The organism is Mycetohabitans sp. B3 (genome assembly GCF_021498065.1).
Lineage (GTDB): Bacteria > Pseudomonadota > Gammaproteobacteria > Burkholderiales > Burkholderiaceae > Mycetohabitans.
The window spans coordinates 26,649-49,251 of the sequence record NZ_JAHLKN010000011.1; the positions used below are offsets into that span (position 1 = coordinate 26,649).

The 22,603-nt window shown below is 62.6% G+C and carries 21 protein-coding genes and 1 tRNA gene; 14 read left to right on the forward strand and 8 right to left on the reverse strand.

Annotated features, from left to right (window positions below; genetic code table 11):
* Positions 1-4: 4 nt before the first annotated feature.
* From hemDX to ppa, 3 genes are all read left to right on the forward strand, one after another.
* Positions 5-2,362, forward strand: coding sequence for a fused uroporphyrinogen-III synthase HemD/membrane protein HemX (gene hemDX / locus KQH55_RS02110; RefSeq protein WP_373566350.1), 2,358 nt, complete (start codon positions 5-7; stop codon positions 2,360-2,362).
* A 3-nt stretch (positions 2,363-2,365) separates the two neighbouring features.
* On the forward strand, positions 2,366-3,559 hold the full coding sequence (locus KQH55_RS02115) for a heme biosynthesis protein HemY (RefSeq protein ID WP_076797031.1): 1,194 nt from the start codon (positions 2,366-2,368) through the stop codon (positions 3,557-3,559).
* A gap of 276 nt (positions 3,560-3,835) precedes the next feature.
* Positions 3,836-4,366: an inorganic diphosphatase gene (gene ppa / locus KQH55_RS02120; protein ID WP_235090116.1), complete on the forward strand. Its 531-nt coding sequence runs from the start codon at positions 3,836-3,838 to the stop codon at positions 4,364-4,366.
* A gap of 149 nt (positions 4,367-4,515) precedes the next feature.
* Here the strand turns inward: ppa and KQH55_RS16780 are convergent, their stop codons facing one another.
* The 4 genes from KQH55_RS16780 to KQH55_RS02140 form a co-directional block, all read right to left on the reverse strand.
* Complete coding sequence (locus tag KQH55_RS16780; RefSeq protein WP_235090117.1) at positions 4,516-4,821, reverse strand: DUF3331 domain-containing protein; 306 nt, start codon at positions 4,819-4,821, stop codon at positions 4,516-4,518.
* A 393-nt stretch (positions 4,822-5,214) separates the two neighbouring features.
* Positions 5,215-5,442: a hypothetical protein gene (locus KQH55_RS02130; RefSeq protein WP_235090207.1), complete on the reverse strand. Its 228-nt coding sequence runs from the start codon at positions 5,440-5,442 to the stop codon at positions 5,215-5,217.
* Complete coding sequence (locus tag KQH55_RS02135; RefSeq protein WP_306666068.1) at positions 5,345-5,779, reverse strand: GIY-YIG nuclease family protein; 435 nt, start codon at positions 5,777-5,779, stop codon at positions 5,345-5,347. Before KQH55_RS02135 ends, KQH55_RS02130 begins: the two co-directional genes overlap by 98 nt.
* Positions 5,673-6,908, reverse strand: a complete 1,236-nt coding sequence (locus KQH55_RS02140; RefSeq protein ID WP_076785323.1) for a GNAT family N-acetyltransferase — start codon at positions 6,906-6,908, stop codon at positions 5,673-5,675. Before KQH55_RS02140 ends, KQH55_RS02135 begins: the two co-directional genes overlap by 107 nt.
* Positions 6,909-6,917: 9 nt before the next feature.
* Here KQH55_RS02140 and KQH55_RS02145 point away from each other — a divergent pair, with 9 nt between their 5' ends.
* Together KQH55_RS02145 and glnK are read left to right on the forward strand one after the other, a co-directional pair.
* Complete coding sequence (locus KQH55_RS02145; protein ID WP_235090118.1) at positions 6,918-8,597, forward strand: NAD+ synthase; 1,680 nt, start codon at positions 6,918-6,920, stop codon at positions 8,595-8,597.
* Between the two features lie 136 nt (positions 8,598-8,733).
* Entirely contained in the window at positions 8,734-9,072 is a 339-nt protein-coding gene (gene glnK / locus KQH55_RS02150) for a P-II family nitrogen regulator (RefSeq protein ID WP_076785321.1), read from the forward strand.
* Positions 9,073-9,177: 105 nt separating this feature from the next.
* Here the strand turns inward: glnK and KQH55_RS02155 are convergent, their stop codons facing one another.
* Positions 9,178-9,954: a Smr/MutS family protein gene (locus KQH55_RS02155; protein ID WP_076797034.1), complete on the reverse strand. Its 777-nt coding sequence runs from the start codon at positions 9,952-9,954 to the stop codon at positions 9,178-9,180.
* Between the two features lie 47 nt (positions 9,955-10,001).
* Positions 10,002-10,997, reverse strand: a complete 996-nt coding sequence (gene trxB / locus KQH55_RS02160) for a thioredoxin-disulfide reductase (RefSeq protein ID WP_076787351.1) — start codon at positions 10,995-10,997, stop codon at positions 10,002-10,004.
* Positions 10,998-11,472: 475 nt separating this feature from the next.
* Here trxB and KQH55_RS02165 point away from each other — a divergent pair, with 475 nt between their 5' ends.
* From KQH55_RS02165 to KQH55_RS02185, 5 genes are all read left to right on the forward strand, one after another.
* The gene (locus KQH55_RS02165) at positions 11,473-13,788 is read left to right on the forward strand and encodes a DNA translocase FtsK (RefSeq protein ID WP_076785319.1); all 2,316 of its coding nucleotides are present in this window, start codon (positions 11,473-11,475) and stop codon (positions 13,786-13,788) included.
* A 30-nt stretch (positions 13,789-13,818) separates the two neighbouring features.
* The gene (gene lolA, locus KQH55_RS02170; RefSeq protein ID WP_076785318.1) at positions 13,819-14,493 is read left to right on the forward strand and encodes an outer membrane lipoprotein chaperone LolA; all 675 of its coding nucleotides are present in this window, start codon (positions 13,819-13,821) and stop codon (positions 14,491-14,493) included.
* A 202-nt stretch (positions 14,494-14,695) separates the two neighbouring features.
* Positions 14,696-16,012, forward strand: coding sequence for a replication-associated recombination protein A (locus KQH55_RS02175; RefSeq protein ID WP_235090119.1), 1,317 nt, complete (start codon positions 14,696-14,698; stop codon positions 16,010-16,012).
* Positions 16,013-16,239: 227 nt separating this feature from the next.
* Positions 16,240-17,532 (forward strand): serine--tRNA ligase, encoded by a 1,293-nt coding sequence (gene serS / locus KQH55_RS02180; protein ID WP_076785316.1) that lies wholly within the window; start codon positions 16,240-16,242, stop codon positions 17,530-17,532.
* A gap of 111 nt (positions 17,533-17,643) precedes the next feature.
* Positions 17,644-17,734, forward strand: a tRNA-Ser gene (locus KQH55_RS02185).
* 154 nt (positions 17,735-17,888) lie between these two features.
* Here the strand turns inward: KQH55_RS02185 and KQH55_RS02190 are convergent.
* Positions 17,889-18,065 (reverse strand): CsbD family protein, encoded by a 177-nt coding sequence (locus KQH55_RS02190; RefSeq protein ID WP_076785315.1) that lies wholly within the window; start codon positions 18,063-18,065, stop codon positions 17,889-17,891.
* A gap of 90 nt (positions 18,066-18,155) precedes the next feature.
* The gene (locus tag KQH55_RS02195) at positions 18,156-18,791 is read right to left on the reverse strand and encodes a DUF3005 domain-containing protein (RefSeq protein WP_235090120.1); all 636 of its coding nucleotides are present in this window, start codon (positions 18,789-18,791) and stop codon (positions 18,156-18,158) included.
* A gap of 164 nt (positions 18,792-18,955) precedes the next feature.
* On the opposite strand from KQH55_RS02195, the gene minC reads away from it, so the two are divergent.
* From minC to opgC, 4 genes are all read left to right on the forward strand, one after another.
* Positions 18,956-19,744 carry a septum site-determining protein MinC gene (gene minC, locus KQH55_RS02200; RefSeq protein WP_076785313.1) on the forward strand — a complete coding sequence of 263 codons (789 nt, stop codon included), beginning with the start codon at positions 18,956-18,958 and terminating at the stop codon, positions 19,742-19,744.
* 77 nt (positions 19,745-19,821) lie between these two features.
* On the forward strand, positions 19,822-20,637 hold the full coding sequence (minD, locus tag KQH55_RS02205; protein WP_076797038.1) for a septum site-determining protein MinD: 816 nt from the start codon (positions 19,822-19,824) through the stop codon (positions 20,635-20,637).
* A 9-nt stretch (positions 20,638-20,646) separates the two neighbouring features.
* Positions 20,647-20,901, forward strand: coding sequence for a cell division topological specificity factor MinE (gene minE, locus KQH55_RS02210; RefSeq protein ID WP_076785311.1), 255 nt, complete (start codon positions 20,647-20,649; stop codon positions 20,899-20,901).
* A 256-nt stretch (positions 20,902-21,157) separates the two neighbouring features.
* The gene (opgC, locus tag KQH55_RS02215; protein WP_235090121.1) at positions 21,158-22,270 is read left to right on the forward strand and encodes an OpgC domain-containing protein; all 1,113 of its coding nucleotides are present in this window, start codon (positions 21,158-21,160) and stop codon (positions 22,268-22,270) included.
* The last annotated feature ends 333 nt before the right edge of the window (positions 22,271-22,603 follow it).

The following is a 22,603-nucleotide window of genomic DNA, read 5'->3' on the forward strand; positions in this document are numbered from 1 at the left end:
AATCGTGACGCAGACGTCGCTTCCTTCTACGTCGCAGTCGGCGGCCGCGGGCGAGGCCGGCGCTCCTGTCGAGGCACGTCCGACCGTGGTGATCACGCGCCCAGCGGGACAGAGCGCTGAGCTGCTGACCGCGCTTGCCGCGGCTGGATTCGAAGGCTTCGAGTTTCCGCTGATCGATATTGCCGACGCGACGGACAATGCGCCGCTGGTCGACGGGTTGCTCGACCTCGAGCGTTATGCGCTGGCGGTATTTGTGTCGCCGAATGCGGTGGATCGCGCATTCGCGGCGCTCGCTGCGGCTCGGCCGAAGGCATCGCCAGAAAGCGCATCCCCGGTGGACGTACCGCCCGCGGATGCATTGTCGGCTGATACGTCGTCAACGGATGTGTCGTCAATGGATACGTCGTCGGCGCATCCGTCGGCCGCCGCCGTGCCGCCGCTCGCTTTCTTGTGGCCGACCACGGTGCCGGTCGCTGGCGTGGGTCCGGGCACGGTGCGGGCGTTGGCGCGCCATGGCGTGCAGCCACACACGCATCGGATCATCGCGCCCGGCGATGCGGTGCGCGTCGCGCTGCAGGCGCCGGTGCACGATGGCGGCAAGGACGGCGGCGCGGGCGCTTCCCATACTGGCGAGCCGCCGCGGCTCGACGATACCCCGGCGGCGCAGGTCTCGTCCGATTCGTATGCGAGCGGGGATGCGCCGCGCTACGATTCCGAGGCGTTGATCGGCGCGCTCGCCACGGCCTTTGCGCCGCACGGGCTCACTGCGCTACAAGGGCGGCATGTGTTGCTGGTGCGCGGCGACGGCGGCCGCGAGTTGCTTGCTGATACGCTGCGTGCGCATGGCGCGATCGTCCAGACGCTCGGTGCGTACCAGCGACGGCTGCCCGAGCCGAGCTTTGATGCGTGGCAGCGCGTGCACGCGCTGCTCGCTGACCAGCCGCACGCCTGGGTATTGACCAGTTCGGAAGGCGTGCGCAACTTGGAAGAGTTAGCGCGCGAGCATCTGAATCGCGACGAGATTGTCGCGCTCAAGCGCGCACCGATTGTCACACCGCATCCGCGCATCGGCGAAACGGCGCGCAAAGCGGGTTTTGATACGATTACCGTGTCCGGCGCAGGCGATCAGGCGATCGTCAGCGCATTGCGAGCGGTGTTTTCACCGATCACTCAAGCAGCGTCCTTCTCGAAGACTCAATCGCAATCGGCTCAATCACGCATGACAGATTCTAAAGATTCCCAGCCAGCACCGGGTGTGGCCCCACACGCGGCGCAACCGGCGCGTCCTGCCGCGGCCAACGTCCCACCGGCTGCATCTTCCCCTCCGTACGAATCGAAGCGTCGCCGCCGCTCAGCCAGCACGGTGCTCGCCTGGATCGTCGCGGTGGGGGTGCTGGCAGGCGCGGGCGCGGGCGGCTACGTGCTCGAACGCAAGATCGAGCGGCTGCAGCAGCAACTTGCCGTGCGCCAGCAGGCGAGCGACATGCAAAGTCGCGACACCCTGCTCAAGGCCAACGAGGCCGCGAGCGCGGTACGCCAACTCGATTCGCAGCTGGCCCAACTCGCCGGCCAGGTCGGTGACGTGCAGACGCAGCATCAGACCCTGCAGGCGTCGTTGCAGGATTTGGCAAAGGACCGCGACGATTGGACCCTGGCCGAAGTCGAGCAGACAATCTCGTCTGCCAGCCAGCAACTGCAATTAACTGGCAATGTCGGCTTGGCGTTGTTCGCGTTGCAAAGCGCGGACACGCGGCTCGCGGCATTGACAGGCGCGCAAGTCATCGCGGTGCGCAAGGCGATCGCGCAGGACATCGATAAGCTGAAGGCTGCGCCCAGCGCCGACCTGGCGGGACTCGCCATCAAGCTTGACGACGTGATCGCGCAGGTTGATACCCTGCCGTTGGCCGGCGAGGCGCCGGCTGCGCCGCTCAAGCCGCGTGCTGGCACGCCGGCGGACGTGGCGAAGGAGGCCGCCGCCCATGGCGAGCCGCGCTGGAAGGCATGGTGGCATACATTCTCGGCCGGGGTGATGGCACAACTGACCGGTCTCGTGCAGGTGCGCCGCATCGACAACGCGGACGCGATGCTGGTCGCACCAGACCAGGGCTATCTGTTGCGTGAGAATGTAAAGCTGCGGCTGCTGTCTGCGCGCATCGCGCTGCTCTCGCGCGACGAGAAGCTGACAAATGCGGACTTGCAGGCCGCGCAGCAGGCGCTCGCGCGGTACTTTGATCCGTCGGCCCAGGCCACGCGCAACGCGCGTGAGTCGCTCGATCAGGTACGAAAAGGTGCGGCGCACATCGCGCTGCCGAACCTGGATGCGAGCCTGAATGCAATCCATCAGAACAAGAGCCGAGGCTGAACGATGGCAATTCGAGCAATCTTGTGGCTGATGGTGCTGTTTGCGACCGCCGTGCTGCTGGCGATCGTCGGCACGCACGGCGCGGGGCAGGTGCTGATCGTCTGGGCGCCCTATCGGATCGATATCTCACTGAACCTGTTCGTGGCGGCGCTGGTCGTGTCGTTCGTCGTGTTCTATATCGTCGTGCGCTCGATCCGCGCGGTGCTGAGAATGCCCGAACGGGTCGCGGCGTACCGGGCACGCGTGCGGCTTGCCAATGCGCACCAGGCGCTGCGTGAGGCGATCGGCAGCTTGTACGCGGGTCGTTTTTCTCGTGCGGAGAAAGCCGCACGCGAGGCCAGTGCATTTGACGCAAACAAGGCGCCGGCTGGCCTGATCGGTGCAGCCGCTGCACATCGCATGCGCGAATTTGCACGTCGCGATGAATGGCTGGCGCAGGTGAGTGGCAACGATTGGCAAGAGGCGAGGTTGATGGCCAGCGCCGAATTGCGCGCGGATGCGCGTGATGCCGACGGGGCGTTGGCGGCATTGACCGAGATGCGTGCACAGGGTGGACGGCGCATCCATGCGTTGCAAATCGCGTTGCGTGCGCAGCAGCAGCTGAAGAACTGGGCGGAAGTGCTCAAACTGGTGAAAACCCTGGAAAAGCGCGAGGCGATCCACCCGGCGGTGTCGGTGCACCTGAAGCAACTCGCCGCTGAGCATCTGCTGCGCGATCAGCGTCACAACCCCGATGCGCTGCTGCAACTATGGCAATCGCTGAGTGCCGCCGAGCGCCAGTCGCCCCGCATCGCGGATTTGGCCGCAGAATTGCTGATCGAGCTGAACCGCCCGGCCGATGCGCGCAGGATCGTCGAGGAGGCGCTCGCGCATCACTGGGATCCTAGGCTGCTGCGCCGCTACGCCGACTGCGCGGACGACGATCCGTTGCCGTTGATCCAGCGTGCAGAAGCCTGGCAGAAGGAGCGCCAAGAGGATCCCGACCTGTCCTTTACGCTGGGACGTTTGTGCCTGCAGCAAAAGCTGTGGGGCAAGGCACAAGCATTCCTCGAGCAGGCGCTCAAGCTCGCCGCGGACAACGAACCGCTGAAAATCCGAGCGCACCGGACGCTCGCACGCCTGCATGAGCAGTTGGGCAACGCGCAGCAGGCCGCTGAGCACTACCGCGCCAGCGCCATGGCGATGAATGTCGTCTAGCTGGCGCCGCGACGACGGTCGGATTCGGCCGTTGGCGGATCGTATGCACGGGTTGCCAGGGACGTCCGTATTCGCCTGTTGACGGCAGCCGCATTCAGTTGCTGGCACGCCCGCCATGTTGACTCGCTAGCGATGGCAGTATGCGTGGCGCCGGCGACGGCTGTCCTGTGCCGCCGCGCCCGCTAGCGTGAGCTCCTTACGCGATCGCAGCAGGTCGGTTGATATAATCGGGTTTTCGCTTCCACCGTTTGTTCTATCGTTACCAGGAAATTCGACATGAGCTTCGATCACGTCCCGCCAGGCAAGGACCTGCCGCACGATTTCAACGTCATCATTGAAATTCCGGCGCAAAGCGACCCGGTCAAGTACGAGGCGGACAAGGAGCTGGGCCTGCTCGTCGTAGATCGTTTCATCGGCACCGGCATGCGCTATCCGGCCAACTACGGGTTCATCCCGCAAACGCTTGCCGGCGATGGCGATCCGGTCGATGTGTTGGTGATCACGCCATTCCCACTGCTGGCGGGTTCAGTCGTGCGCTGCCGCGCGTTGGGCATGCTGAACATGACGGACGAATCCGGCCAGGATGCGAAGCTGATTGCGGTGCCGGCTGACAAGATCTGCCCGATGACTGCGCACCTGAAATCGGCCGACGACGTGCCGGCTTATCTGAAGGACCAGATCAAGCATTTCTTTGAGCAGTACAAGGCGCTCGAGAAGGGCAAGTGGGTCAAGGTCGAAGGCTGGAAAGGTATCGAGGCCGCGCACAAGGAGATTACCGACGGCGTCGCGAACTTCAATAAGCCATAAACGACGCGCCGTACCGGCGTGCGCTGGCCGGCTCGCCTGGCGACGACAACCCGCCGCGGTCGGACCGACTCGGCGGGTTTTGGGCGGGCGTAGCGCGTTCGCGTAGGGCTGCTGCGACCGCGCCGTCCGGCGGGACCGATCTGATCTGTCTAGGCAGCCTCGGCTTCGACCGTTTCCGGCATCGCGCTAGCCAGGATCATTGCGTCGACGTTGCGGGGGCTCGGCTCGCGTTGCGCCGGTCGGTACACGAGATCACCGCGCCGCACCGGCTGGCCGCTCAGCGCGCATTGGCCGTCCTTTTCCGCTCCCGCCAGCCGCCAACCCTGATAACCATAATGACAGGTTGCCGCATCGGACCAGTACACAATCGCGGTCACGCTGCTAGGCCGGTCAAGAATGCGAATGGTCGGTTTGCCCGCGGCCATGTCGGCATGTTGCCGGTCTAGTGATACCACAGTGGTCTCTTTACTGCGCTGAGTCAAACGAGCACGGCGAGCCGTCTTTGACGGAAAAGGGGCAGCAACATGGCAATCTGCGGCAGTTTTGCGCACCCGTGTGCCGAGACAGCGGACGGTTTGCCGCCAAGGATCCGCGCGTTTTGCAAAGGCAGTCATGGCAATTGTTCCGTGCATTCTCCAGCACAGACGTTACGCTACAGACCGATGCGGATAAAGATCAATATTGTGAATTCACTGTCTTATTTGCGCAAACAATCGCCGTCGGATGTAGCGCAGGGCGCTTAATTTGTCCGGCCAACGCACCGGGCCCCATTCAACTCGAAACGGCGAACCCGGCGCGGATGTCTGCGTTAAAAATAGGTTGATCAGTGAGGAGGATCGACGGCACGCTTAGCGTTGCTGATACGCTCCTGGCATCTGCAAAGACGGATTGTCCTTATCCGCTGGCTCGAGGAGGGCTGCGCCTTGGGCCACCAGTTTCGCTGCATCCAGGCTCGCCTTGGAGAGATGCTCGGTGATCTTATTGTCGATTTTGCGCTGTATGGTGCGTCCTCTTTCTTTGAGGGCAGGCGCGTGAGTCAGATGACGTGTCAGGCAGCGCGCGCAGCCCTTGCGCAAGCGCGCGTTTCTCGTGTGCAGGTAATCGCTTCACCCGATATTCGGTCCGACACGCCGTTGAGCGGTCGGCCATTATGAACGTGGCTAGTAGTCGCACTGGTTTGTGCGCACGCGTGTAACGTGCGCCAGTGCCGTCGACATGCTTGGCGTAGCGGGCCTGTACATTAACGGCAATGCCGGTGTAAATGCTGCCGTTCGCGCATTCAATCAAGTATAGGTGCCAGGCCATGTCAGCATGCCGCTTGAGCACTGCACCGAAAAGGATCGTGTTCGCGCAACTCGTCCATATAACGGTGGATGCCGCCGGCCTCGCTGTCGAGAAAGCGTGCGACCGCATCCGCGAAAGCCGGGTGGGCGAGCCAATGCGTCGAGTGGGTTAGAGTGGGCAGGAAGCCGCGAGCCATTTTGTGCTCCCCTTGCGCGCCGCCCTCGAATGCGGCGACGCCCGCCTCGATGCAAAACTCTAGCGGCTGATAGTACGCGGTCTCGAAGTGCAGACACGGGACATGTTCAAGCGCCCCCCAGTAACGTCCATACAACACACCTTTGCCTTGTCCCCGCAATGGTAATGCGTTGCGTTCGTAGACAAGCAGCGAACTGGCAATCGGCGCACCGGCGCGCTCGGCGATCACGAGCAACAGGTTTTCCGGCATGGTTGCGCCGATCATTCGGAAAAAATCCAGGTTCAGGTAGGGGCTCGAATGATGTTCGCGATAAGTCTGACGGTAGCAGCGCGAGAAAAACGCCCATTCCTTTGCGGTGATGGCTTCGCCTGGCACTCGGCGTAGCGTGACACCGGCGTTACGCACTTTGCGTCGTTCGGCGCGGATGTTCTTGCGTTTCTTGTGTTCGAGCGTGGATAAAAAGTCCTCGAAATGACGATACCCGCGGTTCAGCCAATGGAACTGCATGCCTTCGCGCAGCAGCATCCCCGCTTCTACGAGTAGTTCGGCGTCTCCGGGCTCCGGATAAAGTACGTGCAACGATGACACGTTGGCGTGTTTAGCCACAGAGACAAGCGTGGCGGCCAAGCGGCGGCGTGATTCGTCACCCTCCGCCATTAGCCGCGTGCCCTGCACCGGCGTAAAGGGTACTGCGCATAGCAGCTTCGGGTAGTAGCGTAATCCATGACGCTGGTATGCATCGGCCCACGCCCAGTCGAACACGTACTCGCCGTAGCTGTGTTGCTTCATATAGAGCGGTGCCGCCGCCGCGAGCACTTCGCGCGCGCGTCCGTTTGCGTCGTGGGCATCCCGCCACAGTGTGATGAACTGCGCGGACCAGCCGGTTTCCACAATCGCGCACCGCGTGGCCTGCAACGCGTTGAGGAATTCGTGCCGCAAGAACGGCGTGGGCCGCGCTTGCTGCGCGAGTAGCGTGTTCCATTGCGAAGCGTCGACCTCGGCCGGGGAGTTCAAAATCCGCGTGCGATAATCATTCATGCGCTGTGAAGCCAACTCGTTCATCGTTCTTCCATGAAAATCGCTCTTGCCCAGATCAATGTGACCGTCGGCGACTTTGCCGGCAATATTGCGAAAATCGTCGCCGCCGCACAAACCGCCCACGATGCCGGCGCGTCGCTGATGATCACACCAGAACTGGCGTTGTCCGGCTATCCACCCGAAGACCTGCTGCTGCGGCCGGCGTTTTACACGGCAAGCCATGCGGCGCTCAGCGAGTTGGCCGCTCAGCTCGCGCGCTTTGCCGGACTACGCGTGTTGGTCGGCCATCCGTTTCGCAGCGCGCTGACAGGCGATGTTAATCCAAACAGGCCGATCGAGCGCGGCGTATCGCCGGTGGACACGTTCAACGCGGCGTCGCTGTTGGTCGATGGCCAGATTGCGGGGACATACCTCAAGCAAGAACTACCCAATACCGAGGTGTTCGACGAAAAGCGGTATTTCGCATCGAATCCGCAACCGTTCGTGTTCGAGCTGGGGGGCGTGAAATTCGGCGTCGTCATCTGCGAGGACGTGTGGCATCCATCGGCCGCGTTGTTGGCGAAGGCGGCGGGCGCCCAGGTGCTGCTCGTACCGAATGGCTCGCCGTATCACATGAACAAAGAGGATGTGCGCGTCGATATCCTGCGCGAGCGCATTCGCGAGACCGGCATGTCGGCCGTCTACTTGAACCTGGTCGGTGCACAGGACGAGCTTGTGTTCGACGGGGGCTCGTTCGTGCTCGACGCGCAGGGCGAGCTAGTGGCACGCCTGCCGCAATTTGTCGAGCAGACGGCAATTGTCGAGTTCGACGGCGCACAGGCGCAGCGTGGCGAGATCGCGCCGCGCGAATGCGTCGAGGCGCAGGTCTATGCCGCGCTGATGCTCGGCGTGCGCGATTACGTGAACAAGAATGGATTTCCGGGCGCGATCATTGGGTTGTCCGGCGGCGTGGATTCCGCGCTGGTACTGGCTGTTGCGTGCGACGCATTGGGTGCCGAGCGCGTGCGTGCGGTCATGATGCCGTCCCGCTATACCGCGCAGATGTCCACGTCCGATGCAGCGGAGATGGCGCGGCGTGTCGGCGTGCGCTACGATGAAATTGCGATTGGTCCGATGTTCGACGCGTTCCGCGCATCGCTGGCCGCGGAGTTTGCCGGCTTGTCCGAAGATGCCACCGAAGAAAACATTCAGGCCCGCATTCGCGGTACGCTGCTCATGGCGCTGTCGAACAAATTCGGCTCGATCGTCCTGACCACCGGCAACAAGAGTGAGATGGCCGTGGGCTATTGCACGTTGTACGGGGACATGGCGGGGGGCTTTGCGGTCATCAAGGATATCGCGAAGATATGGGTGTATCGGCTGTGCCGCTATCGGAACGCGGCGCCCACGTTTGCCATGCGCGACATCATCCCGGAACGGATCCTAACCCGGGCGCCGTCGGCCGAGCTGCGCGAGAACCAGACCGACCGGGACAGCTTGCCGCCGTACGAAGTGCTGGATGCGATCATGCGGATGTACATGGAGGAAGACCGGTCGTTGGCTGAGATCGTCGCGGCCGGCTATGCTCGCGACGATGTCCAGCGAGTTGCGCGGCTGATTAAGATCAACGAATACAAGCGGCGTCAGGCGCCGATCGGGATCCGTGTTACGCACCGCGCATTCGGCCGGGATTGGCGCTATCCGATCACATCACATTTTAGCGAGGCCTCTTGAGCATGCGCGGCAACGGCGCTGCACCGCAACGGTGTGCGGCGCGGTGCCCTGGCCGGTGGGGTCGCGCACGCGCTCGCGCTCCGCGCGCTGGTTAGAATAGCTTCATTCCATTTCAATCGAACAGGCGAGGCACACCATGAAGCGTATCACTGCAATCATCAAGCCCTTCAAGCTCGACGAGGTGCGCGAGGCGCTCGCGGAGGTGGGCCTGACCGGATTGACCGTGACCGAGGTCAAGGGCTTTGGCCGGCAAAAGGGGCATACCGAACTCTATCGCGGTGCAGAGTACGTGGTCGACTTCCTGCCGAAGATCAAGATCGACGTCGTGGTCGCTAACGATCAGGTCGACCAGACGCTCGACGCGATCATCGGCGCCGCGCGTACCGGCAAGATCGGCGATGGAAAAATCTTCGTTGCTGACATCGAACGGGTGATTCGGATACGCACCGGAGAAGAGAACGAGGCAGCCGTCTGATTCACATCGCTCGCGCTGCATGCGACGCTGGCAATCGCGATGAGCCGCATCGGCAGCAAGGCCAACACCGGCGAAGGCGGCGATGTGCATGCGACGCAGCCTGCCTCAGTCACGCGGCTCCGGCTGCAGCAGCACAAGTACGGCACCGGCTCCGCCGTCGTGCGCCCGGGTCTGGCAGAAGGCAATCACTTCGGCCTTTTGTGCTAGCCAACTGCGTACTTTGCCCTTGAGCACCGGTTCCTTGCCGATCGAGCCCAAGCCCTTGCCGTGGATCACGCGCACGCAGCGCAGCCCCCGCTTGAGCGACGCGCGTAGGAAATCCGCCAGGGCTTCGCGTGCCTCATCGCGGCGCAGTCCGTGCAGGTCGATTTGCGCCTGCACGACCCACGCGCCGCTGCGCAGCTTGCGCACGACGTCGGCTGCCACACCCGGCCGGCAATAAGACAGCGATTCATCGACGTCGAGCAGCGTTTCCGGATCGAATTCGTCGGACAGTGCCTCATCGAGCACGGCCTGCTCGTCGCGCTGCGTTTGCAGCGGCACGGGGGGTGGCTGCACGCGGGGCAGCGGCGCGCGGCCGGAGGGCTTGAGCGGCGTGATGTCGCCAATCTCGCGGCGAAATTCGGTGGCGGCCGCTTGCGCGGCGCGCTGCTCGCGCTCGGCGTGGCGATGCGCCTGCTCGCGGGCTGTGGCGTCGCTTTTGAGCCTGTCGCGCAGCGCGCCGAGCGACGCCAGACTGGATAGGCGCATGCCGGCGACAGGGCTGGCAGGGATCGGCGCGGATATCGCCGCGTCAGGCGCGGCTCCTACGATGGTGGACGGGGCAGCAGGTGTTGGCCGCGCCCGCACGCGGTCATTCGGATGGGCTTTGTCCTTCGGCATGGTCGCCCTCGACTCGATGCTATCGCTGCGATGGTATCGCGCGACGCTCAGCGGTCCACTTCGTGGCTCATCACGTGTGGCGCGGCCGTCTCATGGATGCTTTCCAGATAACGCTGTGCGTCCAGCGCGGCCATGCATCCGGTGCCCGCGCTGGTGATCGCCTGCCGATAGATGTGGTCCTGCACGTCGCCCGCGGCGAACACGCCGGCGATCGACGTGGCGGTCGCATTGCCGTTCAGGCCGGCGTTCGTGACGATGTAGCCGTTGCGCATTTCCAATTGGCCTTCAAAGATGTCGGTATTCGGCTTGTGGCCGATCGCCACGAACAGGCCGTGCACCGACAGGTCGGTGGTCTCGCCAGTCTTCGTATGCTTAATGCGCAGGCCGGTCACGCCCGAATCGTCGCCGAGGACTTCATCGAGCACGTGGTTCCACTTGATCTGGACAATGCCTTCCTGCTCCTTCGCGAGCAGTCGATCGATTAGGATCGGCTCGGCGCGGAACTTGTCGCGACGGTGGATTACCGTGACTTTCTTCGCGATGCCTGACAGGTACAGCGCTTCCTCGACGGCGGTGTTGCCGCCGCCGATCACCGCGACGTCCTGATTTCGGTAGAAGAAACCATCGCAGGTCGCGCATGCGGACACGCCCTTGCCCATGAACTGTTGCTCCGACGGCAGGCCCAGGTATTGGGCCGACGCGCCAGTTGCGATGATTAGTGCATCGCACGTGTACTCGCCGGAGTCGCCGATCAGCCGCAGCGGCCGCTCGTTGAGCTTCGCGGTATGGATGTGATCGAACACGATTTCGGTGTTGAAGCGCTGCGCGTGGTCGAGCAGCCGCTGCATCAATTCTGGACCCTGTACGCCGTTCGGGTCGCCGGGCCAGTTCTCGACGTCGGTGGTCGTCATCAGCTGCCCGCCTTGTGCGAGGCCGGTGATCAGCATCGGCGACAGATTGGCGCGCGCCGCGTAGACGGCGGCGCTGTAGCCGGCCGGGCCGGAGCCGAGAATCAGGACTTTCGCGTGCTTGCGTTCGGACATGGCGGTCGATCCTTGTAGGACGGCGGTGCGCACAGCCGCACCGCGCGGCAATGCGTAGGTGATGTCAAGTTCACCATTATAAAGGGGCTGGCCGGCATTGGCCTGATTGCGCTTTTGCATCGGTGTGGTAGGCCGACGCCCATCGGCGTGATGCCCCGCGACCCATCGACGTGATAGCGCCGCCGCCCATTCGGCTCGATGCCCCGCGACCATCGACGTGATAGCGCCGCCGCCCATTCGGCTCGATGCCCCGCCATCCATCGGCGTGATGCTTCACCACCCAACGGCGTGCTACGCTGCCGCCGAACATCGGTGCGATGCCCCGACGTTCGGCGGCGTTTGGGCACCTCACTCGGCACGCTGGTGCGCGCTTGCAACACCGGTCTTACAACTTGTTGCGTGGCGCGCCGGTCCGACCGTTTACAATGAAGGCGCTCGAACTCCGGCGGTCGCATGCCGCTCTCTTGTCGATTCAATGGCGAAATCCACGTATTCTCCCGGGGCACAAGCTTTACCGCATCGTCTGTCGCGTTTGCTAAGCGAGATCCGCTGGCTGCTGCAGGTCGCGCTCGGCCTGTTCCTGCTAATGGCGCTGGTCAGCTACAGCCGGCGTGACCCGAGCTGGACGCATGCTGTGCAGGTCGACCAGATCGCGAACTGGGGTGGCCGTGTCGGTGCGTGGACATCCGACATCCTGTTGCTACTGTTCGGTTTGTCCGCCTATTGGTGGATCGTGCTGCTGGGGCGGCGTATCGCCGACAATTACCGGCGCATCACGCGTCACGACGCACTGGACGAGCCGACTGCGCCGCGCGAAGGCGGCTGGTTGGCCGAGATGCTGTCGTTCGCGCTCGTGCTCGTGGCCAGCGACGGCCTGGAGGCATTGCGGATGTGGTCGCTCAAGGCTCAGTTGCCCCGGGCGCCCGGCGGCATCGTCGGCGACGCGGTGGCCCACGGCGTGCAGCACGCGCTCGGATTCACCGGCGGCACGCTGGCGTTGCTGCTCGCGCTGGCGATCGGCCTGTCGTTGTTTTTCCGCTTTTCGTGGCTGTCGGTGGCCGAGCGCGTCGGCGATGCGATCATCAACGCGGTGATGATCGCGCAGTTGCGGCGCGACGAGAAGCGCGACCGCAAGGCTGGCCAGCAAGCAGCGGTCAAGCGCGAGGGCAAGGTCGAGCGCAGTCGGGTGCGGCTCGAGGAGCACGAGCCGGTGACGATCGTGCCGGCCGTGGTGACGCCGACCAAGTCCGAGCGCATCGAAAAGGAAAAGCAGGTGCCGCTGTTCCAGGACCTGCCGGGCGACAGCACGTTGCCGCCGCTTACACTGCTCGACGCGCCGCCGGCCACGCGGGAAACCGTATCGGCCGACACGCTCGAGTTTACGTCACGACTGATCGAAAAGAAGCTGAAGGACTTCGGCGTCGAGGTCAGCGTGGTGGCCGCCTATCCCGGCCCGGTGGTCACCCGCTACGAAATCGAGCCGGCGACCGGGGTCAAAGGCAGCCAAGTGGTTAACCTCGCGAAGGACCTCGCGCGCTCGCTGTCGCTCGTGTCGATCCGCGTGGTCGAGACAATTCCCGGCAAGAACTACATGGGCCTGGAATTGCCCAATCAGCGCCGCCAGACCGTGCGGCTGACGGAAATTCTGGGCTCCGAGGTCTATGCGAATGCACCGTCACTGCTTACGATGGGACTGGGCAAGGACATCGGTGGCAATCCGATATGTGCGGACCTGGCCAAGATGCCGCACCTGCTGGTGGCCGGCACGACTGGCTCGGGTAAATCGGTCGGCATCAACGCGATGATCCTGTCGCTGCTGTACAAAGCCAGCGCGGAGCAGGTCCGCCTCATCATGATCGACCCGAAGATGCTTGAGTTGTCGGTCTATGAGGGTATCCCGCACCTGCTGTGTCCGGTCGTCACCGACATGCGGCAGGCTGGTCACGCGCTGAACTGGGCAGTCGGTGAAATGGAACGGCGCTACAAGTTGATGAGCAAGCTTGGTGTGCGCAATCTGGCCGGCTACAACAGTAAGATCGACGACGCAGCCAAGCGCGACGAGAAGATTCCGAATCCGTTCAGCCTGACGCCCGATGCACCGGAGCCGCTCGAGAAGCTGCCGTTCATCGTGGTGATCATCGACGAGTTGGCCGACTTGATGATGGTCGTCGGCAAGAAGGTGGAGGAGCTGATCGCGCGTATCGCACAGAAGGCGCGGGCGGCCGGTATCCATCTCGTGCTCGCGACGCAGCGGCCATCGGTCGATGTGATCACTGGGTTGATCAAGGCGAATGTGCCCACGCGCATTGCGTTTCAAGTATCGTCCAAGATCGATTCCCGCACGATCCTCGACCAGATGGGCGCCGAGTCGCTGCTCGGCCAAGGCGACATGTTGTACCTGCCGCCGGGCACCGGCCTGCCGGTCCGCGTCCATGGCGCGTTCGTGTCCGACGATGAGGTTCATCGTGTCGTCGAGAAGCTCAAGGAGCAAGGTGAGCCGAACTACATCGACGGCATTCTGGAAGGGGGCCTGGCTGGCGAAGGCGACGAAGCAGGCGGCGCGGGAACCGGCAATGCGGATGGCGAGTCCGATCCGTTGTACGACCAGGCTGTCGAAGTCGTGCTTAAGCAGCGCCGCGCGTCGATCTCGCTGGTGCAGCGTCACTTGCGTATCGGTTACAACCGCGCTGCACGGCTGCTTGAACAGATGGAGCAGTCGGGGCTGGTCTCGGCGATGGCATCCAACGGCAATCGCGAAATACGGGTGCCGGCGCGCGGCGGCGATGACTGAGCGCATGAAATCAACACAGGAAACGCTTTGATGATGGGATCGCTTTTTCGCGCTACGCGGGTCGTGGCGACAGGCGCATTGATTGCCTTGGCCGCCGTACCGTCCGCGCAGGCGAGCGGCACGGCGCAATTGAAGGCGTTCGTGGCACAGGTGCGTTCTGCCGATGGCGAGTTCGTCCAGCACCAGGTCAAGGCGGCCGGCGGCAGTGCGTCACAGGCACAGGGCCAGGCGGCACGCACGTCGATGGCCACGTCGAGCGGCACATTCCGGTTTGCGCGGCCGGGCAGGTTCGTGTGGGCGTACCAGAAACCGTATGAACAGTTGCTGCAGTCTGACGGCGACAAGCTGTACGTCTGGGACAAGGATCTAAATCAGGTGACCGTGCGGGCGCTCAGTGGCGCGCTGGGCGCCAGCCCGGCCGCCATCCTGTTTGGCAGCAACGACCTGGAAAAGAACTTTACGCTGCGCGATGCGGGCGTCAAACAAGGCATCGACTGGCTCGAGTTGATCCCGAAATCGAAGGATACGCAGTTCGAGCGTGTCGGCATCGGTTTTCGCGACGGCAACCTCGAGGCGATGGAACTGCATGACGTATTCGGCAATGTGACGCTGCTCACGTTCTCGAGCATCCACAAGAATCCGGCGCTGCCCGCCGATACATTCAAGTTTGCGGTGCCAAAGGGTGCCGATGTGATCAATGGCTGACCGGCGCCTGGCAGATCCGCGGTGTCGCGCGACACGCTGACATCGTGTCATTGATCAACGGGTCGAATGTCGTGTGCCGATGCGCATGAGTGCGGCGATTGCTGTGTCCGCCATGAGGCAGCTTGCGGCGGGCGTGTTCGCACGGGCGCATCGGCGGCTGTCATAATGCATGCACGATGTTGTGAAGTGATACGCTAAGTCCATGTTCGAAGATACCCGCACCGCCATTCCGCTGGCGGAACGGCTGCGCCCGAAGACAATCGACGAAGTGATTGGCCAGCGCCACTTGCTTGGCGAAAACAAGCCGTTGCGAGTGGCGTTTGAGTCCGGCGAGCCGCATTCGATGATTCTGTGGGGGCCGCCTGGCGTGGGTAAGACGACGTTGGCGCGCTTGATGGCCGCCGCATTTCACGCCGAATTCATTGCGCTGTCCGCCGTGCTCTCCGGCGTCAAGGATATCCGCGAGGCGGTCGATCTGGCACAGGCCCATCGCGCGCGCGGGCGGCAGACATTGGTGTTTGTCGACGAAGTCCATCGCTTCAACAAGAGCCAGCAGGATGCCTTCCTGCCGCATGTAGAGTCCGGCTTGTTCGTATTCGTCGGCGCCACGACCGAAAATCCATCGTTTGAGGTCAACAGCGCCTTGTTGTCCCGTGCGGCGGTCTATGTCCTCAAGAGCCTGGACGATGATGAGCAGCGTGCATTGCTCGAGCGCGCGTTCGCCGAATTGGGCGGCGGGTTGACCATCACGGACAGCGCACGCGACGCGCTGATTGGCTCTGCCGATGGCGACGGACGCAAGTTGCTCAATAACGTCGAAATCGTTGCACGCGCCGCGCACCGTGCGAAGACCACATCGATCGACGATACACTGCTTGGCTCGGCGTTGGCCGACAATCTGCGCCGCTTTGACAAAGGCGGCGATGCGTTCTACGACCAAATCAGTGCATTGCACAAATCGGTGCGGGGCAGCCACCCCGACGGTGCATTGTATTGGCTGTGCCGGATGCTCGACGCAGGTGCCGATCCGCGTTACCTTGCGCGTCGCATTGTGCGCATGGCTTGGGAAGACATTGGGCTGGCCGATCCCCGCGCCGCGCGTATTGCGCTGGATGCGTCGGAAACGTACGAGCGGCTGGGCACCCCCGAAGGGGAGCTTGCCCTCGCGCAGGCGGTGCTGTATTTGGCCGTCGCGCCGAAGTCGAATGCCGGCTACAACGCATATAACGCGGCGCGGCGGTTCATCTCGCAGGACAGGTCGCGGGCGGTGCCGGTGCATCTGCGCAACGCGCCGACCAAGCTGATGAAGGAGCTCGGTTATGGCCATGCATACCGCTACGCGCATGACGAGCCCGACGCTTATGCGGCGGGTGAGACATACTTGCCGGACGGCATGCGCGAGCCCGGCTGGTATACGCCTGTGCCGCGCGGACTGGAGCAGAAGATCGGCGAAAAGCTAGAGCGCCTGCGCGGGCTGGACCAGGCGTGGCGCCGCGAGCATAAGCACGGGGAAGGTTGAACATGTGCCTGGCTGCAGGCGCTACACGCTGCGGCACTACGGCACTACGGCACTACGGCACTACGGCACTACGGCACTACGGCACTACGGCATTACGACACCAAGGCACCAAGGCACCAAGGCACCAAGGCATGGGGACACACTGCCACTTGGTCTCTAGGCTGCCGCGATCCGCGCTGTCGGTAAGGTAAAATCTGCAGTTCATCCAACGTATTGCAAAGCTCCCCATGCTCGACATCACGCTGCTCCGCAAGGACATCGACGCGGTTGCCCAACGGTTGGCCGATCGCGGCTACACATTGGACGTCGCTGCGTTTCAGGCGCTCGAATCCGAACGCCGTCGGCTCCAAACGCACACCGAGGACTTGCAGTCGCGCCGTAACAGCCTGTCCAAGCAGATCGGCGCGATGAAGGGGCGCGGCGAGGATACCTCCGCAGTGATGGCGCAAGTCGCAGGCATCGGCGACGAGATGAAGGCGTCAGCGCTGCAGCTGGACGAAGTCCAGGCGAAATTATCCGAGCTGATGCTTGGCATCCCGAATCTGCCGCACGAGTCCGTGCCGGTCGGCGCAGACGAGGCGGGCAACGTCGAGGTGCGGCGCTGGGGCACGCCGCGCACGTTTGATTTTACGGTAAAGGATCACGTGGACCTCGGTGTGCCGCTGGGGGTTGATTTCGAGGCAGGTGCAAAGCTGGCTGGCGCGCGTTTCACGTTGCTGCGCGGTCAGGCGGCGCGCCTACATCGTGCGCTCGCGCAGTTCATGCTCGATACGCACACACAGATGCATGGCTATACCGAGTGCTATACCCCCTACATCGTGAACCCGGAGATCTTATACGGCACCGGCCAGTTGCCCAAGTTCGCCGACGACATGTTCCGCGTCGAGAAAGGGGAGGGCGACAATAAGGTCACGCAATACTTGATCTCGACGTCGGAGATCTCGCTGACTAACACGGTGCGCGACAGCATCGTCGACGCGGATCGATTGCCGATCCGGCTGACCGCGCATTCGCCGTGCTTTCGGTCCGAGGCCGGCGCGTACGGGCGCGATACGCGTGGCATGATCCGGCAGCATCAGTTCGACAAGGTCGAGATGGTGCAGATCACGTTGCCGGACAGCTCATACCAGGCGCTGGAGGAAATGGTGGGACATGCCGAAACGATCCTGCAGCGGCTGGAGTTGCCGTACCGCGTGATCACGCTGTGTACCGGCGACATGGGGTTCTCGGCGGCAAAGACGTACGATCTCGAGGTGTGGCTGCCGGCGCAGCATGCTTATCGCGAGATTTCGTCGTGCTCGAACACCGAGGCGTTCCAGGCGCGCCGCATGCAGGCGCGGTTCCGCCACGCACAAGGCAAGCCCGAACTGGTTCATACGTTGAACGGTTCCGGGCTGGCGGTCGGCCGCACACTGGTGGCGATCCTGGAGAACGGCCAGAACGCCGACGGGTCGGTCACGATTCCGGTGGCGTTGCGCCCATACATGGGCGGCATCGCGCGGCTGGAGCCCGGCGCGTGAGCAGATAGGGTGAAGCTTGACGCGTGAAAATCCGCTTGGAATTGCTCGACGGATTGTCTATAATATCTGACTTCGCTGAGCAGCGACCCGATCAGCGAAGTCAAAATCCCAGGAAAGGTGGCAGAGTGGTCGAATGCGCCGGACTCGAAATCCGGTATACGGTTCTCCCGTATCGAGGGTTCGAATCCCTCCCTTTCCGCCACAGACAAGGTTTTCAGCCGAATAGAGCCGCCCCCGCCGGCGGCTTTCTTGTGTTGTTGTGTCGAGCACGCATCACGATGTCAGAACACGCCGCGCTCGGAACACACGCCCCTTAGTCAGGGACGGCCAATGCCCACCAGCGCGGCATGTGCAACTCACGAACCTTTCTTTACCTGTTCCTTCGCATCACCCCACGTCCGCTGTGTCTTGCCGACAGCCTGCTGAACATCGCCTTTCAGTTCATGAGCCTTGTTTCCGGTCACCTTCCCGGCGACCTCGTTGGCTTTCCCTTTGACCTGTTGGGTTGCGCCTTTGATTTGGTCCTTGTTCATAGATTTCTCCTGTTTGATTGCCCGGCCTAATCGCAGGCCGGTATGTTGTATGGTGTCGCAAGCACCGTTCCTGCCCGGCTTGAACTGCCGTCAGTGCTTTGCGCCGCCACGCAGGCGTATTTCAATCAAGCGCTCGGGCCGAAGCCGATGAGCGGCGTACGATTCGCCGCGCGCTGCGGCCGCGACGGCAAGCGACTCCCGGTCGGTCAACGTCGATTCGAGCGCCGGGTGTGGCAATTCGACTGGTGTTACAACGCCATGGTCTACAAGCTCGTAGCTATCATGCAGCGCAATGAGCGGCAATTCGCCACCGACGCGGCTGTCAAAGCCGCCAAGTCCACGGGCCGGCGTGGGGACAGCGTTGTCCAGCGTGGCCTGCGACACAATGGCCTGAATGTTTTGGCCGGTCTTCTTTGCCTCTGCGCTCTTGCCGTCGGTGTCCACCGTGTTATCAGTGGCATCGTTGTTGAGCAGGTCGGTGCCGCGTGGATGAGCCGCCTGCACGGGGTCCGCGGGGCCGTCGATGCCTGCGCGGGGCGCGTATGACGTTGCACCGGGCGACGACGTAGATTGCATATTGCCCAACCCGGCTTCTTTTCCGCTCGACGCGCGCTCGATGTCGCTCACTTGCGCGCGCGCCGTTTCAGTCTCTGGCTTTTTCAACAGGCTTTCGGCTGCCTGGCGTCGTTGCTCGGGCTGGGGCGGGTTTTTGTCTGTCGAGTCCATTGGATCGCTTCGATTAAATGATCACCATTTCTGTAGCAAGCCCCATTCCATGACGGCAAGCGAAGCTATGAGCCGCCACGCCATTATTTAGGGCAAACACGGCCAATCTTTCGCGGTGTCACCCCGCAGGCCTGTAAAATACGGTAAATTTTTTGCAATCTCTTATGTCGGCCAAGAAATCGCCCTTTTTCGAACTGCGCAGCGGTACGCTGGATACGCTTCTGTTCATTGTGAAGACAACTGATTTGGCCGAGATGCGCGCTGAACTGAGTCGACGCTTCGACGCGACACCGGAGTTTTTCGCCAACGATGTGGTGGCGATCGACCTGCGGCGCCTGCCGGCGAACCAACGCGTGCCGGTCGCAGAAGTGGCCGAAATGCTGAAGGCATTCCGGATGCATCCGGCCGGCATTGTCGCGAACGACGCTCAGCGGCCGTGGGCACAACTTGATGCACTGCCGTTCGTCGAGTCACGTGAGCGGCGTGTGGCACGCAGCGACGAGCCCGCGGCCGAATCGCCGCCACAGGCCGCATCGACGGTGCCGCAGGCCACATCGTGTGACATGACGGCCAAGCCACAGAGCGATGCCGCAGCCGACACCGAGCGGGGCGGCGGCGGTGCGACACTGGTGATCGACAAGCCGCTGCGTTCGGGGCAGCAAGTCTATGCAAAGGGCGACCTCGTTGTGCTGGGCTTGGTCAGCTATGGGGCGGAAGTCATTGCCGAAGGCAACATCCACATCTATGCGCCGCTGCGAGGACGCGCACTGGCGGGCGTGCATGGCAACCACGGCGCGCGGATCTTTTGCACGTGCCTGGAGCCGGAACTGATCTCGATCGCCGGTATCTACCGGACCACCGAGACGCCACTCGGGTCCGATGTGCTTGGCAAGTCGGTACAGATCCGGTTGGCGGACGAGAAGTTGATCATCGAGCCGCTGCGGTTGACGTAGCGGCAATTCGTATTGGAAGACAGGAAGACATCCGCACCGACAGTGGCGGAGCACATTGACGAATACAAGGTAATGGTATGGCAAAAATCATTGTGGTGACTTCGGGCAAGGGCGGGGTCGGCAAGACGACGACAAGCGCAAGCTTTGCGGCCGGACTCGCGTTGCGCGGGCACAAGACGGCCGTCATCGACTTCGACGTCGGCCTGCGTAATCTCGATCTCATCATGGGCTGTGAGCGTCGTGTCGTGTACGACCTGATCAACGTGATCCAGGGTGAAGCGAATCTGCACCAGGCGTTGATCAAAGATAAGAAGTGCGAGCAGTTGTACGTCCTGCCCGCATCGCAAACGCGCGACAAGGATGCATTGACACTGGAGGGCGTCGAGAAAGTCATCAACGACTTGATTGAAATGGACTTCGAGTACATCGTCTGCGACTCGCCAGCCGGTATCGAGTCCGGTGCGTTGATGGCGATGCACTTTGCGGATGAGGCGCTGATTGTCACGAATCCCGAGGTATCGTCGGTTCGAGATTCGGATCGCATCCTCGGGATCCTGGCGTCCAAGACGCGACGCGCGATTGAGGGTAAGGAACCGGTCAAGGAACACCTGCTGATCACGCGCTATAACCCAAAGCGTGTCAGCGAAGGCGAGATGCTGTCGCTGGACGACATCCAGGAGATTCTGCGGATCCCGTTGATCGGCGTGATTCCGGAATCCGAGTCGGTGCTGCATGCATCGAACCAGGGCGTGCCGGCGGTGCATTTGGACGGGACCGACGTGGCTGAGTCGTACAAGGACGTGATCGCGCGTTTTCTTGGGGAGCAAAAGCCGCTGCGGTACATTGATTATCAAAAACCGGGCTTGTTGCAACGTCTGTTCGGTAGCAAGTAAGGGGGGGAAATGTCAATTCTTTCTTTTCTGCTGGGCGAGAAACGCAAGTCCGCGTCGGTTGCAAAAGAGCGTTTGCAGCTGATCATCGCGCATGAGCGTGCGGCCGGACGAGCGCCGGCCAACTATTTGCCGGCGCTGCAGCGTGAGCTGGTCGCGGTGATTTCGAAGTACGTGGCGATCTCAAACGACGACATCAAGGTTCAGCTCGAGCGGCAGGACGATCTCGAGGTGCTTGAAGTCAAAATCGAAATTCCGCAATCGTGACCGCCGCCGGCCGTGTGTGCGGCGCGTGACTAGCGACTGAAGTCCTGTTTGGTGACGCCGCTTCAGTGTGTGCGATCCTGCCGAAACCGGCGAAGAACCTTGCCGTATCGATGGCCAATCCGCACGATTGCGTCATGAAACGCAGCGTTCCTGCGCGATCTAAACTTTCCCGGAATCTTTTCGGGCCGATCCGACTCCACGACCTGAACTGGGCAAGGGAGCACGGCGGTTGGTGACGGTAATGCGGGAGCGGTGAATGACGACGCCTATACGACGCTCAATCGAAGTCGATTTCCTTCGAGGCGTGGTCCTGATTGTGATCGTGCTCGATCACATCTCCGGCAGCTCGCTGGCCAAGTTCATGCTACATAACTACGCATTTTGTGATGCCGCGGAAGTGTTCGTATTCCTGGGCGGCTATGCGTCAGCGGCTGCCTATGCGGCGATCGAAGCGAACCGCGGCGGGCGGGCCGCGACTATGCGCTTCCTGTCGCGCAGCATGCAAATCTATCGCGCCTATTGGCTGACCGCGGCGTTGATGCTTGCCTCGGGAGCGATGATCGCCGCGCTGCGCTTGCGCACGCCGATGCTCGCCGAGAGCGAATGGCCGTTGTTCGTGGCGCAGCCATGGTCAATGATCCGTGACATCGCATTGTTTCGGCACCAGCCATACTTGTCCGCCGTGCTGCCCATGTATGCGTTCTTTGCGCTCGGCGCCGGCGTTTCGGTACCCTACGCACGCCGTGCACCCGTCGTCACGTTATTGAGTAGCCTCGTGGTATGGTTGTTAGGGCCAGTGCTGGGGCCGCTGCTGCCCAGCGCCAGAGCGGGCGGCTGGGGATTTAATCCGTTCGCGTGGCAATTTATGTTTGTTTGCGGGATGCTGGCACGGCTGCATCCCGTGCCTCCAGCGTTTTATGCATCGCGTACAGCTTGCGAATTGACGCGGATCGCCATTGGCACTGCGCTCGGCTTTGCGTTCTCTAAGCTGGTGCTGCAGACCCAGCCGATGCCGGGCGTCATGAAACAGAACCTTGCGCCGCTGCGAATCGTCAGCTTTGCCGCGTTGGCGTGGCCCGTGGCCGTCGCGGTCCAGCGCGGCTGGCTCCGCGTACTGGCCATCCAGATGCGGGACGTCGTCAACGTGGGACAGCAAGGGATGCCGTGCTTTGTGGCCGGTGCGTTCATATCGATCGTCATCGATACGGCGCTGCGGGCCAGCGGTCCGCAGCGGATGCCGTTCGTCGCGGGGCTGTGCGGCGACGCGCTGGCGATCGGCGCGGTGATCGCTACGGCGCGACTGGTCCGGGCGCGGAAGCGGCGCGCGGTGGCCCCGTGTGGCAGTCTCGCCGTGCCGCGCCCCGAATAGACGTTGACGATGCCGCCCGGTGTACGGCCCGCAGCAAATCGGTTATCTCGACCAAACTTGCATTGGCTTGATCGATGTGCCGGGCGTCTTTCATCTTGTATGCCGACACCATTGAGGCTAGGTTGGGAGCAAGAAGGAGCGGCTGTCGAGCGGCAGGCCGTATAGTGCAAGGTGAGCGTGAGGGGTACCTTGGGTTGGAATTACCTTGGGCGTAGCGGTCTGCGCCCCTGTCATCTGTACGCGGGAATGTGCGCGCGTGCGCAGTGGCGCGCATTCCTGTCGGTGGGCGCGGCGCTTGCTAACAGAGCGCTACATAGTGGACGGTGCACGCCG